Source organism: Xanthomonas bonasiae (assembly GCF_017163705.1).
Taxonomy (GTDB): Bacteria; Pseudomonadota; Gammaproteobacteria; order Xanthomonadales; family Xanthomonadaceae; genus Xanthomonas_A; species Xanthomonas_A bonasiae.
Map to the genome: position 1 here is coordinate 34,614 of NZ_JAFIWB010000006.1, position 13,492 is coordinate 48,105.

The window sequence follows — 13,492 nt, forward strand, 5'->3', positions numbered from 1 at the left end:
TGATCCATGTGACAAATTAAAGTCGAGATCTCAGTTGCTTGGTATCTACCAGGCCTGCCCCTGGGACCCAAAATCTCATATCGTCCGGAAGGAGAGTAATGTCGTCCAGCGCGCGAGATTTTTCATTGACTTCAATTAGGGAAAATGCCCGCAGGAACCGCGCAGAACTTAAATAGTAATCGAAATCTTCTTTGCCTCCGATTTCTATAACGTGATCTAGCGCCTCGATAGCATCAAAGTGCTTTCCAAGCCTCATGTTTGCCCGCGCCAAGTCAAAATAGTCAGAGGGTTCATCAGTGCTCGTTGAAAGGCTAGATAAAATATCCACTGCCATTTCAACCTGACCAATGCCAATAAGTGCAGAAGATTTTTCTCTCAGAGTTGCGTGATCCGTCGGATCTTGTGACAATATCTCATCGCAAATTGCAATTGCCGTTTTGTAGTCCTCTTTTTCTGAGAGCCTCTTTATTTCGCTTAATTTTTTAAGATTATTCATTTTAATCCTCTTAGTCCACGGCATTTCCGCCGCAGCGCTCGCTAACTAGTCCAGCAGCACATCTATAGAGATCCATGTATCCGCCAGTAACGCCCGTGACGCTTCTTTTTTCTTTCTCCCAGCCCGCTGAAGCATTTGCTCATAAATAAGCTCACAACATCTTTTAAATGCATTTTCCCATTGCCTGTCGCAGTCGCTTTTGTCTTCGCTCAGGCAGCTTGTTCCAATAGCGGTTGCGTAGGGTGCCATATAAGGAATGCTGCTGACGGCGGTGAAAGCTAGCAAACCAAGTTGCATTTTTGAGGGTGCCGTTAGCGTAGGGTCTGCGTATCGCTGCCCAGAACTTAAATCTCGCTGATCTGCGCTATATGAAGCTGCGCCAAAACGAGTCCCGACAAGCCTGGATGCTTGAAGTCCAAATAAATCGATTGAGTCAATTGGATTTGAATCTACATACGCATAGTTGAAACGCTGGCTGGAAGACCGATAGGATCACTCTGTACATAGCGACCGTCTGGCGGCGAGAAGTCTCGGTAATAATTCTGGTTTAGCCCACTAGCTGCATCGTATCGCTGCCCCGGGAAGCGCATGTCGAACACGAACGCGGTGCTGTCCTTGTCCGGGTCTTGGTCTGGAGCGGTGGTGCCGAAGACTTCGCCCTTCAGGTCCCATTTCCAGATCGCCACGTCGCGCACCGGGTCGATCACCGCGCGCGGGGTGCCAAGTGGTCAGGCTGCACGTAGCGCAGGCTGTTCTTCGCCAATACGCCCACCGGCAGGTCATCCAGCCAGATCGCCTGCTGTAGCGCGGCGCAGTTGTTGTCGTAGTCGCCTAGCCAGTGCCCGGTTTGTCGTACAGGATGTAGGTATTGGTCTTGCCGCCGCGCCGCACCTGCTCGCTGCGGCCGTTGTAGGCGTGGTTCATCACGACGGTGCCGGCGCGCTTGACCTGCCCGATCCGGCCGCTGGCCCCGTACACGAATTGCAGGGCGGTACCGCCAATCGCGGTTGTGTTGCCAATCGCATCGTGAGTGCGCGCCGTGCCAGCCACCGTGCTCAGACGGTGGCCGAATAGATGTAGCTCTGCGTGGTGGTGTTGATCTTGGGGCTGAGCCGGTTGCCGGTGGCGTCATAGCTGTAGCCGTCGATCTCCGTGCCGGTCGGGTCGTCTTGTGGTCAACGATCTTCATAAACGACAGTAGGGCAGGCTCGACCTAACAACCCTTTTTTAGGGATAAATATTACCCCTCTACCTCCCTTCAACGCAAAGTTACCGACGCCTAGATTTTTCTCAAAATTAAAGAAAATAAAGTAATCAGCATTATTGTTTTCACCAAAATCTAAAAATCTAGATTTCAGCCTTATTCGACCACTCCTGGACTGTCCGGATGCAAAAGCAACTTCATCCAAATAGTCCGCAACCACACTGACATTTTTTAGTTTAATAGACGCTCCATCTTCAACTTCGTAAGCATTTGAAATAATTGATCCCGAAGAATTCCAGGGCAATTGTGATTCATGTATTTTAAAGTAGGCCCCCTCATTGGTTGCGGTTAAATTTATTTCACCTACATTCTTGCAGTTAGCTGCAACATCCACCTTCAAAAGGTTTTGCGAAAACGCTTCGCCATGCATCACCATAAGAAGCAAAAAGGCATAAATAAGTTTACTCTCCATATGTTCCGCTCTTAATTGAGGGGATGGAAACCCCAGCTATCTGTCGAATTCTGCGAATAAACGGCAGCCTTACATTTTGGATCGCAATTTGTATTCAATGCGGCTAGCTTGTTCATTAAGAATTTAAGCTGCGCAGTATGAACCTTGAATTCCGACTGAGTATTTTTTAATACCCCTTCAGAAGGAGTTCTCCATTAAAACTTCGCTGCAGAACCTCTAAAAGCCCTTCAATTTCAAGTATCAAACTATCGGAGTTTGATTTCATTATAAATATTCTTTTTTCTCCATGCATCGCGTCAATTTCGTCAAACAATAAAATGGAGCTATTGGCCTCATTAGTGTCTTCGCCCAAATATTTTAATGTTTGAATTATTGGAATTTTTAATTCAGGATCGACAAAGGTGGCTGTGTAATAAAATGAACCAACGATAAGGTCAGGCATATTTTTCTCCGGATTTATTCTTAATTGGCCAATGGGTTTATGCCTAGTGTGGCTGTGATCGTATACGCGGTTGCCCCGCAAACAAGAAGCGTGACCCCCACCACTTTGCCAGCAGTGCAAGTGTTTGGGTTCTTTTGGCAGAAATTCTCCTGGCAACTACAACTCAGTTCTTTTGGAATCCAGCCTTGAACCGGAACGCCGCCAACAATTGAAGTGCCGACAATCCATCTCCTTCTACAACTTTCTAATGGCCGAGGAGAGCACTGCCCCTCACAAGTTTTTAAATCATTTTGAGTGCATGCCGACCAACGCTCAATCACCTTATCCTTTGCCAAACCTGTTGAGTCGGTCCAATTTAAAGGGTCCGCACCAACATAAGAGAAAGTGCTTACCCCAGCGAGTAGTCCGGCTGGGTCACTTTGCCCGTATCGCCCCGTGCTTGCGTCATAGTCCCTGAAGTAGTTCTGGGCGAACCCAGTGGCCGCATCGTATCGCTGCCCTGGGAACCGCATGTCGAACACGAACGCGGCACCGTCTTTGTCCGGGTCTTGGTCCGGCGTGGTGTTACCGAAGGCTTCGCCCTTCAGGTCCCATTTCCAGACCGCCACGTCGCGCACCGGGTCGATCACCGCGCGCGGCGTGCCCAAGTGGTCCGGCTGCACGTAACGCAGGCTGTTCTTTGCCAATACACCCACCGGCAGGTCGTCAAGCCAGATCGCCTGCTGTAGCGTGGCGCCGTTGTTGTCGTAGTCCCCGACCCAATGGCCGCTCTCGTCGTACAGGGTGTAGGTATTGGTCTTGCCGCTGCGCCGCACCTGCTCGCCGCGGCCGTTGTAGGCGTAGTTCATCACGACGGTGCCGGCGCGCTTGACCTGTCCGATCCGGCCGCTGGCGCCGTACACGAATTGCAGCGCGGTGCCGCCAATCGAGAGCGTATTGCCGATCGCGTCGTAAGTGCGGGCGGTGCCGGCCACCGCGTCCAGGCGGTGGCTGGTAGTCGGGTAGGTATAGCTTTGCGTGCTGGTGTTGACCTTGGCGCTGAGCCGGTTGCCGGTGGCGTCGTAGCTGTAGCCGTCGATCACCGTACCGGTCGGGCCGTCCTTGAACGCGGTCAGTCGGCCCAGGGCATCGTAGTCCAGGCTGACCACCGGGGTGGTGTTGCCCGCTGCGGTCAGGGCACTGAGGTTGCCGGCCGGGTCGAAGGCGAAGCCCGTGCTCAGGCCGTCGCTGCGGGTGTCGCTGACCGCCAGCGGGCGATAGTCCTGGTCCAGCACGCGCTGCATCGGGCGGCCGTTGCCGTAGGACCAGCTGGCCACCGGGCCGAACGGGTAGTAGGTGGCGTTGCCCAGCAGCACCTGCCGCGTGCCGCCGGCCGGAGTGACACCCACTTCTGTGGTCTGGCCCTGGGCGTTGCGCACGTAGTCCACCGCCGCGCCGTCGGGATAGGTCAGCCGGCTCAGCTGGCCGGCCTTGGTGTAGGCGTAGCGCAGCACAAACACCTTGCCGTTGGTGGTCTGTACCTTCCGCACCAGATCGCCGAAGCGGTCGTAGCAGTAGTCGGTGCTACCGCTGCCGTCCTGCATCCGTACTAGGCGGCCGATGCCGTAGGTCTCACCGCTGGCGCACGTAGCCTGGCTGACGTCGTAGGTATAGGTGACGTTGAGGCTCGTAGTTGGATACGCGAGTTTGGTCAGCCTATTCAGCGTGTCGTAGCTGTAGGTGGTCTTGATGTTGCGCGCATCGACCTGGGTGGCACGGTTGCCGGCACTATCGTAGGTGTAGGTCGTAATGCCGGTATCCGGGCTGGTGAGCGTGGTCAGGTCGCCCAGGCCGTTGTAGGCATAGGTGGTGTCCAGGCCCTTTGGGTCAGTAACTTTGATCAGGTTATCGAATGCGTCGTAGCCGAATTTTGTATCTGCTGCTATGCCGCCCACGTCCTGGAGCGTGCGCGCCAGACGGTTGAGCGGGTCGTAATCGTTCTGGGTCTTGTGGCCCAGCGCATCGGTGACTGTGGCGGTATTGCCACTGAGGTCGTAGCCGAAATCGGTGGGGTCGCCCTTAGCGGTGGCTTGGGTCGCCAGTTGGCCGAGTTGGTTGTAGACGCGCGAAAGCGTGCGCTTTAGTGCACCCGAGGCGTCCTTGGTGTCTTCCTTAACCCGGTTGCCGGCGTTATCCAGCGTGTAGTGCAGGGTGTTGCCGGCGTTGTCGGCGATATCGGTCAGCCTGTGTGCCGTATCGTAAGTGAAAGCGGTGAACCCGCCGTCGGGCTGCGTTACCTGCTTGACCAGGCCGGTCGGCCAGTAGTCGATGCGGGTAGCACGGTTGCTGGCATTGTCTGCACCGCGTACGGTACTGGTAGTCAGCCAGCCGCGCGGGTGGTATGCGTAGTCGGTAATCAGGCCGTTGGCGTCCTTGACCGATAGCACGCGGCCGGCACCATCGTAGGATAGGTACTCAGTCACTTGGCCCAAGGCAGTGGTGATTTTCCACAGGTCGCCTTTTTTGTGCCCGCAGGCTCCGCCGGTCTGACTGCAGCCTGCATCGTTGTCCGTGTAATAAGCGAACGCCGTGCTATCGGATACGTCCACGCGCGGTCCATCCGTGGACTTGAGCAGCCCTTCTAGCGGGCATCCTCCACTGGGCGCTGCCGCGTCGGCGGCCGTGCAGTAGGTCAGCATGGTCTGCCTAACACCGGCGGGCGCATTCGCCGCACTGCCGCATGGATACTTGTCGTCCGAACTGCTGTTGTCGTAGCTGCAATAGGCCAATGGACGTCCGCTGTCGTCTCGCTTGATCGCCTTGAGCTGCCTTCCGAGCTGCGTTTGCTGCGTTCCCTCGACCAGTGAACGCACCACCTGCATCGAATGATCGCGCTGGAGGGTCGTCTTTTTCTCTTGGGGGGTGGCGGCTGCTTCTGTGGTGACGTTCGGATAAGTAAAGCTATCCGCATAGGCGATGGTGGTCTTCGTACCGCGCGGATCCGATGCACCAGCCAGCCACCCTAAGCCGTTTAACCAACGGTGATAATAATCGTACGATCCTGTGCCGTAGCTCATCTTGAAAATCTGAGGTCCGTCAAAGTTATATAAGCGATTTTCCCCAGTTGGACGAACGACCGATGCTGAGCCGTTGGTGTCGTTGTAAGTGATTGTGGTGGTGTCGGCTTTGTCGCTGACTGAGGCGTGCAGGGTGCTGTTGATGGGCCGCCCCTTCGCATCGTAGGAAAATGTTGCGTAGCGCACGTTGTTCTCGGAGATGCCTGTCAAGTGGTGTGGCATCTGCGCTGTTGCCAGGCCAGTCTCCGCATAGTGGTAGGTGCGCGCGTACCCGGGTGCCTCGGCGCTGACCAAGTTGCGACTGGCGTCGTATCCGTAGGTGACAGTCTGACCGTCGCTTGACGCGATTCCTGCCAGCAGTCCCATAACCGTATCGTCGGTGTATTTGAGGACGAGTTGGCGTCCGGTGGCGTCTGTCACATAGGAAAGACGGCCCAGTTCGTCATAGGAAAGCGTCACACTTTTCTGAGGCGCTGACCTCGAGTCGATGGCGATAAGATTTCCTGATGTGTCGAATGTCTTGATCAGATCGCCCTGGTCCACCATCTTATAGATGGAGCCGACTTTCGTAACGACTCTGCCGGGAAAAGACGCGGAATAGCCTCTGACTCCTGACTCAGTAATGACATAGGGTTCGAGATTTCCTTTCTCGTCGATGGCGGTAAACGAGCCACCCCCTACTATCAGGATTTTTTGGGCATAGCTATGTGTCCAACCAGGCGCCATGCCTGGCGCGAACGCCTGCTGCATTGAGTGGTAGTTACGGACGAAGGCGCCTGCGGGGAACTCCAAGTCTTTCTCAAAACGCGCTTTGTCTCCTGTGGCAGGAAAGCATGGCTGTCCATTGGCGGGGCAGCTGCTGACTTGCAAAATCCTGCTCGCAATTGAAGGGCTATATTTGCTATAGCACAAGTTGGAGAACACTCTATACTCTGGGGCCGCGTAATAGAAAGTATCGAAAGAAGATTTACTATATTTTGCGTTGCAGGTTACGCCGGCGGATTTGGCAATACTGTGCTGCTCTGTGTGGCCATCTTTGCCAATGATGTTTATTAAACGCCGACCTAGGTAGATTTGCCCATCCGTACCCATGCTGTCAAATTTTGGATCTTCAGTATAGGCGCCTTCAATACTATAAGTGAAATCGCCAATTTTGCTCCTGACGTCGGCCAGAATTTTATCGAGAGCTGGTTGCTCGGACGCCTCGTCATTATAGCGATAAGTGACGGTCTCTGGGCGCATAAAAAGGCACGGCGTAGTATGCCGTCCAGACTCCTTGATCGTATTCCACTTTGGATTGATAAATTGGATAAGATTTATCAATCGCCGCGTAAGCGGACGAGTAATCAGAGTAGTTTGTGCACCCTGCTCGGATGCAAAATATGTACTTTCCGATAGATTGCGCATTGACGCCACTTGGCGCAAGCATTAAAATAAGAAGTGCAAGTATACTTATACATATTGTCGCGGAATAAATATTTCCTTTTCCGCAAGCGTCAAAAGATTGATGATTTTTCATAAAACATCCTGTAAGAATTTCCATATGCGGCACGGTTTGGCGGCCAATTTTATGAAGATATCCAACCCTTGCTAACAGCGGCTTTCGGCGGACTTCGCCGGACTGAAAGATGGCGTAAAACGCTTGTCTTTCAAGTGCTTGCAGAACTCGATGGAATTCAGCAAAACTCGAATTGGAGCGGGCGAAGGGAATCGAACCCTCGTCAGTAGCTTGGGAAGCTACAGCTCTACCATTGAGCTACGCCCGCGTTGCCGGTGCAGTCTATGCGGTGGGCCGGCGGTTGCGCAAGAAATCGGCGCGACCAAACTGCAGCGATGGGGGCGCCGGCGCCCACGCGATCGCGATGTCGACACTTGCAGCCGGGTTTTTTGTGGGAGGGGCTTCAGCCCCGACGCCTTCTCGCTAAGGCGTCGGGGCTGAAGCCCCTCCTACAGTGCGGCGTTTTCGCTGCCGCTGCCGTGTGCTGTCCATGTCGTGCCCGGCGCATGGCCGGGCACGACAGGCAACGGCGATGCCGCGTTAGAAGCTGCCGCCGAAGTTCACGAACAGCGAGGTGTCGTGCGCGCGGCTCTGGCCGGTGGTGGCGGCGATGCCGACATTGCTCTCCAGGCCCCACACCTTGGTCCGCGCGCCCAGCACCACCGAGGCGTAGTTGCGGTCGATGGCCAGGCCCGGCACCGCGTAGGCGCCCAGGTCGGGCATGGTCTGCAGCCACGCGGTGGCCTGCTCGCCCTTCTTGAACTCGTGGTCGTAGGTCGCCTGCAGGTACGGCTTCACCGCGCCCAGATCCAGGCCGGCCTTCCAGCCGACGCGGCCGACCAGCGACTCGACGTCCTGGTCGTAGTAGCCCAGCGCGCTGGAGTTCGGGTTGCTCTCGGTGTAGCCGTCGAGCTTGACCTTCTGCCAGATCGCCGCGGCCACCGGGCCGTGCTTGAACGTGCCCTCGCCGAACTCGTAGCCGCCCTGCAGCGCCGCGGTCAGGTTGCTGCCGTCCGGCGAGCCGTTGTGCTCGATGGTGGCCGGGCCGAGGTTGACCTTGCGCTTGACGTCGTAGCTCAGCCAGCTGTAGCTGACCTGGGCGTTGACCCAGGCGTGCTCGCCATACCAGCCGGCGAAGCCGCCCAGGGTGCTGTCGTCCTGGGTGTAGTCGCCGCCGCGGTTGCCGAAGTCGGCATCCACGCGGCCGAAGCCGCCGAAGCCGCCGAACACCCACTCGCCGCGCGACCAGTCCACGCCGAACAGGCCGGCCGGGGCCAGGCCGTCGTACAGGTCGCCGTGCGCATAGCGCTGCATGTCGCCGCGCAGGTTGCCCCACCAGCGCATGCCGTCCGCTTCCGGGCGGCCGTCGACGTGCCAGGCGACCTGGTCGGCGCGCGAGCGGCCGGTGACTTCGGCCGAGTGGCTCAGCACCTGCTGCAGGCGCGGGCCTTCCAGGATCGACAGCGCGTACTGCGCCAGGATTTCGTGGGTGCGGCCGGTGGGATGGATGCCGTCGGCGAACACGTAGCTGTCGGCGGCGTCGGCGCTGACGTAGCTGGTCGGGTTGCAGGTCAGCGACTGCGAGGTGATCTGCGGCTGGCAGGCGGTGCCGGTGTAGTTGCTGAAACCGTAGGTGGACGGGCTGGCGATCACTTCCTGCAGCAGGTGGAAGGTATCCACCGGGATCACCTGCAGGCCGGCGCTCTTGAGCCCGGCGAACAGCGCGCTGTTGTAGCTGCTGGCCAGCGCGGTGCCCTGCGCCATCGCCGTGGCGCCGCCGGCGCGGAAGCGCGGGGTGAGGCCGACATCGGGGATGGTGGTGACCATGACGTAGCGCGCGCCGGCGTTCTGCAGGCTGGCGACGATGCCGACCTCGGCCGTCACCGCGTTGCCGATGGTGGTCTGCGCCGGTGCGCCGCCGGCGACCGCGAGCAGGTCGTTGGCGCCGCCCCACACGCTGTACAGCGCATTCGGATCGGCCTTGCCGCCGTTGGCGGCCAGGTAGTTGCTGGCCTGCGTCGCCAGCGACGGCGCCACGCCCAGCGCGCTGGGGTTGGCCACGCCGACGCGGGCGTTGCCGGCGGCGTAGTTGTCGCCGATCTGGCCGTTGCCGTTGGCGTGGCCGTCGACGTGGTAGTAGTCGGCGATGTACTGCGCCCAGACCCAGTCCGGATTGGTCGTGAACTGGCCGGTCACCGCCTGCGCCGAGGCCGGCAGCAGCGGCCGGTAGTAGCCGGCATCGGTCAGGCTGTCGCCGAAGAACACGGTGCGGCTATAGGTTTGCTGCGCGAACGCGGGCGCGGCGGCGAGCACGATCGCGGCGGCCAGCAGCGAACGGAGTGGACGGATGGACGAAGTCATGGATGCCCTCCCGGGCGATAATGAAGGTGACTCGGGGCACGGCCAGAACATACGCAGCCGCATGGCAGGCATGATTTCACCTCTGCCCCTCACGCTCACGTTGCACTGCCGCAATAAATCGCGCACTCGGCGGCACGCATTGCACAATGATGACATGAACATCGAATTGAACGGCCAGGTCCGCTCCCTGCAACCCCACACCACCGTCGCCGCCCTGCTGCTCGAGGAAGGGCTGGCGCAGCGCCGCGTCGCGGTCGAAGTCAACGGCGCGATCGTGCCGCGCGGCGCGCATGCCGACCACTTGCTGCGCGACGGCGACCGGGTCGAGATCGTGCACGCGCTGGGCGGCGGCTGAATTCCGCGCGGCGTCCGACTCGGCAGCGCCGGGTGCGATGGGCGATAATCCGGCGATGAACGCTCACGCCCCCCACGACGCGCTGGTGATCGCCGGCAAGCCCTACCGTTCCCGACTGCTCACCGGCACCGGCAAGTTCGCCGACCTGGAACAGACCCGGCAGGCCACCGAGGCCGCCGGCGCCGAAATCGTCACCGTGGCGATCCGCCGCTCCAACATCGGCCAGAACCCGGGCGAGCCCAACCTGCTCGACGTGCTGCCGCCGGAGCGCTACACCATCCTGCCCAACACCGCCGGCTGCTACAGCGCCGAGGACGCGGTGCGCACCTGCCGTCTGGCGCGCGAGCTGCTCGACGGCCACAACCTGACCAAGCTGGAAGTGCTGGGCGACCAGCGCACCCTGTTCCCGGACGTGGTGCAGACCCTGAAGGCCGCCGAGATCCTGGTCGCCGACGGGTTCGAGGTGATGGTCTATACCAGCGACGACCCGATCCTGGCCAAGCGCCTGGAAGAGATCGGCTGCGTGGCGGTGATGCCGCTGGCGGCGCCGATCGGCTCCGGGCTGGGCATCCAGAACCGCTACAACCTGCTGGAGATCATCGACAACGCCAAGGTGCCGATCATCGTCGATGCCGGCGTCGGCACCGCCTCGGACGCGGCGATCGCGATGGAGCTGGGCTGCGACGGCGTGCTGATGAACACCGCCATCGCCGGCGCGCGCAACCCGGTGCTGATGGCCAGCGCGATGCGCAAGGCGGTCGAGGCCGGGCGCGAGGCGTTCCTGGCCGGGCGCATTCCGCGCAAGCGCTACGCCAGCGCGTCGTCGCCGGTCGACGGGCTGATCGGCTGAGGCCGCGCGCATGACCGATCCGTTCTCCAGCGCCGGCGCCAAGTCCCCGCCCAAGCCCTTCACCATCGAGGAAGGCCGCCGCCAGGTACGCAGTTTCGTGCTGCGCCAGGGCCGCTTCACGCCCGCCCAGCAGCGCGCGTTCGACGAGCTGTGGCCGCGTTTCGGCCTGGACTACAGCGGCCAGCCGCGCGATCTCGACGCCACCTTCGGCCGCACCGCGCGCAAGGTGCTGGAGATCGGCTTCGGCAACGGCGAGGCGCTGCGCTTCGCCGCACGCCACGACCCCGCCCGCGACTACATCGGCATCGAAGTGCACGCGCCCGGCGTGGGCCGCGTGTTGAACGCGCTGGCCGCCGACGGCAGCGAGCACGTGCGCCTGTACCACCACGACGCGGTGGAAGTGCTGGAGCGCGAGATCGCCGACGACGCGCTCGACGAAGTGCGCATCTACTTCCCCGACCCGTGGCACAAGAAGCGCCACAACAAGCGCCGCCTGCTGCAGCCGGCGTTCGCCGCGCTGCTGGTGCGCAAGCTGCGCGCCGGCGGCCGCCTGCACGCGGCCACCGACTGGGCCGACTACGCCGAGCAGATGTGGGACGTGCTCGATGCCACCGCAGGCCTGGTCAACCGTGCCGGCCCGCGCGGCCACGTGCCGCGCCCGGACTGGCGCCCGCAGACCCATTTCGAGACCCGCGGCCAGAAGCTGGGCCATGGCGTGTGGGATTTGCTTTACGACAAGCAGGGATTGGAGATTCGGGATTAGGGATGAAGAGCGAATCCGCCACCATCCGGACGGGATGCATCCACGGCACGCCACTGCCGCGGCCAGCCCCGATTCCCGCCGTTAGCTAATCCCGAATCCCCAATCCCCAATCCCGGCCCCCAATGGACACCGCGCTGACGCTGACCACCGATATGAAGCTCGTGCTCGGGCTGGTCGGCTTCACGATGGCGATGTTCGTGTTCGAGCGCATCCGCGCCGACGTGGTCGCGCTGGTGGTGCTGGTGGTGCTCGGCGTCACCGGGCTGATCGCGCCGGAAGAGCTGTTCAGCGGCTTCTCCGGCAACGCGGTGATGAGCATCATCGCCACCACCATCCTCGGCGCCGGGCTGGAGCGCACCGGCGCGCTGAACCGGCTGGCGTCGTGGCTGCTGCGCCGCGCGCACGGCGTGGAAGAGCGGCTGATGCTGCTGACCACCGGCATCGCCGGGCTCAATTCCTCGTTCATGCAGAACCCCTCGGTAATGGCGCTGTATCTGCCGGTGGCTTCGCGCCTGGCCGCGCGCACCGGGCTGACCCTGCAGCGCCTGCTGCTGCCGATCGCCGCGGCGATCGTGATGGGCGGCGCGCTGACCATGGTCGGCAACTCGCCGCTGATCCTGCTCAACGACCTGCTGCAGTCGGCCAACAACAACCTGCCCTCGGGCATGGCCACGATCGAGCCGCTGCGCATGTTCGCGCCGCTGCCGATCGGCGTGGCGCTGCTGCTGGCCTCGCTGATCTACTTCCGCGTGCGCGGCGACCGCACGCTGATGGAAGAAGAACAGCTGATCAACAACGGGGTCACTCCGGCGCGCACCGAGAGCTACTTCGCGCGCACCTACGGCATCGAGGGCGACGTGTTCGAACTGATCGTCAGCGCCGACAGCCCGCTGGTCGGCATGACCCTGGGCGAAGCGGAGACGGTGCACGACGCGCCGCTGCTGCTGGCCCTGAAGACCGGCAACGACACCCGCCTGGCGCCGCCGGCGGACATGCGCATCTGGGTCGGCAGCGTGCTCGGGGTGATGGGCGCGCGGCAGCAGGTGGCCGATTTCGCGCAGAACCAGTTCCTGCGCCTGTCCTCGCGGCTGCGCAACCTGGGCGACCTGTTCAATCCCAGCCGCGCCGGCATCTCCGAGGCGGTGATCCCGCCCACCTCGCGCTTCATCGGCAAGAGCGCGGCCGAGCTGCGCCTGCGCAAGCAGGCCGGGATCAGCCTGCTGGCGATCAACCGCGACAAGCAGGTGATCCGCGAGGACGTGCGCAAGGTGCATCTGCGCGCCGGCGACATGCTGGTGTTCCACAGCATTTGGCAGGACCTGGCGCAGGCCTCGGAGAGCCGCGACTTCGTCGTGGTCACCGACTATCCGAAGGGCGAGCACCGCCCGCACAAGTTCAAGATCGCGATGACGATCTTCGCGCTGACCATCCTGATCGCGCTGACCAGCAAGCTGCCGGTGGCGCTGACCCTGATGACCGGCGTGGCCGGCATGCTGCTGACCGGCGTGCTGCGCATGGACGAGGCCTACGCCTCGATCAACTGGAAGACCATCTTCATGATGGCCGGGCTGATCCCGCTGGGCTGGGCGATGGACAGCAGCGGCGCGGCGGCGTGGGTCGCCGGCCACACCATCGCGCGGCTGCCCGAGGGCGTGCCGGTGTGGGCGTTGGAGATCGCGCTGGCGCTGCTGACCACCGCGTTCTCGCTGGTCATCAGCCACGTCGGCGCGACCATCGTGATGGTGCCGATCGCGGTCAACCTGGCCCTGGCCGCCGGCGGCAATCCCACCGCGTTCGCGCTGATCGTGGCGCTGTCGGCGTCCAACAACCTGATGACCGCGTCCAACCCGGTGATCTCGATGATCACCGGCCCGGCCAACTATCAGCCGCGCGAACTGTGGCGCGTCGGCGCGCCGCTGTCGCTGATCTATACCGCGGTGGTGGTGCTGATGGTCAACCTGATGTCGATGGCCTGGTGGGGCGCGTTCTAGGCGC

General features: G+C 60.9%; 10 protein-coding genes, 1 tRNA gene and 1 pseudogene. 4 read left to right on the forward strand and 8 right to left on the reverse strand.

The annotated features are described in order from the left end of the window. Positions 1-16: 16 nt before the first annotated feature. The 8 genes and pseudogenes from JR064_RS08200 to JR064_RS08235 form a co-directional block, all read right to left on the reverse strand. Positions 17-496, reverse strand: coding sequence for a tetratricopeptide repeat protein (locus JR064_RS08200; RefSeq protein ID WP_206229399.1), 480 nt, complete (start codon positions 494-496; stop codon positions 17-19). Between the two features lie 45 nt (positions 497-541). Next, a complete protein-coding gene (locus JR064_RS08205) occupies positions 542-793 on the reverse strand; it encodes a hypothetical protein (RefSeq protein WP_206229400.1) in 252 nt (83 codons plus the stop codon). Positions 794-907: 114 nt separating this feature from the next. After that, a pseudogene (locus JR064_RS08210) lies at positions 908-1,668 on the reverse strand (RHS repeat-associated core domain-containing protein); the annotation flags it as partial. A 3-nt stretch (positions 1,669-1,671) separates the two neighbouring features. Continuing rightward, entirely contained in the window at positions 1,672-2,172 is a 501-nt protein-coding gene (locus JR064_RS08215; RefSeq protein ID WP_206229401.1) for a hypothetical protein, read from the reverse strand. 166 nt (positions 2,173-2,338) lie between these two features. Continuing rightward, the gene (locus tag JR064_RS08220; protein ID WP_206229402.1) at positions 2,339-2,614 is read right to left on the reverse strand and encodes a hypothetical protein; all 276 of its coding nucleotides are present in this window, start codon (positions 2,612-2,614) and stop codon (positions 2,339-2,341) included. Positions 2,615-2,634: 20 nt separating this feature from the next. Continuing rightward, entirely contained in the window at positions 2,635-6,912 is a 4,278-nt protein-coding gene (locus JR064_RS23060; RefSeq protein ID WP_241092928.1) for an RHS repeat-associated core domain-containing protein, read from the reverse strand. A gap of 450 nt (positions 6,913-7,362) precedes the next feature. Continuing rightward, positions 7,363-7,436: transfer RNA gene (locus tag JR064_RS08230), tRNA-Gly, on the reverse strand. 272 nt (positions 7,437-7,708) lie between these two features. Beyond that, complete coding sequence (locus tag JR064_RS08235; protein WP_206229403.1) at positions 7,709-9,529, reverse strand: autotransporter outer membrane beta-barrel domain-containing protein; 1,821 nt, start codon at positions 9,527-9,529, stop codon at positions 7,709-7,711. A 154-nt stretch (positions 9,530-9,683) separates the two neighbouring features. On the opposite strand from JR064_RS08235, the gene thiS reads away from it, so the two are divergent. The 4 genes from thiS to JR064_RS08255 all read left to right on the forward strand — a co-directional run bounded on the left by thiS (position 9,684) and on the right by JR064_RS08255 (position 13,488). Then, on the forward strand, positions 9,684-9,884 hold the full coding sequence (gene thiS / locus JR064_RS08240; protein WP_206229480.1) for a sulfur carrier protein ThiS: 201 nt from the start codon (positions 9,684-9,686) through the stop codon (positions 9,882-9,884). Between the two features lie 55 nt (positions 9,885-9,939). Continuing rightward, positions 9,940-10,734 carry a thiazole synthase gene (locus JR064_RS08245; RefSeq protein WP_206229404.1) on the forward strand — a complete coding sequence of 265 codons (795 nt, stop codon included), beginning with the start codon at positions 9,940-9,942 and terminating at the stop codon, positions 10,732-10,734. A gap of 10 nt (positions 10,735-10,744) precedes the next feature. Next, on the forward strand, positions 10,745-11,497 hold the full coding sequence (gene trmB / locus JR064_RS08250; RefSeq protein WP_206229405.1) for a tRNA (guanosine(46)-N7)-methyltransferase TrmB: 753 nt from the start codon (positions 10,745-10,747) through the stop codon (positions 11,495-11,497). 122 nt (positions 11,498-11,619) lie between these two features. Beyond that, positions 11,620-13,488, forward strand: coding sequence for an SLC13 family permease (locus JR064_RS08255; RefSeq protein ID WP_179566695.1), 1,869 nt, complete (start codon positions 11,620-11,622; stop codon positions 13,486-13,488). Positions 13,489-13,492: the final 4 nt, after the last annotated feature.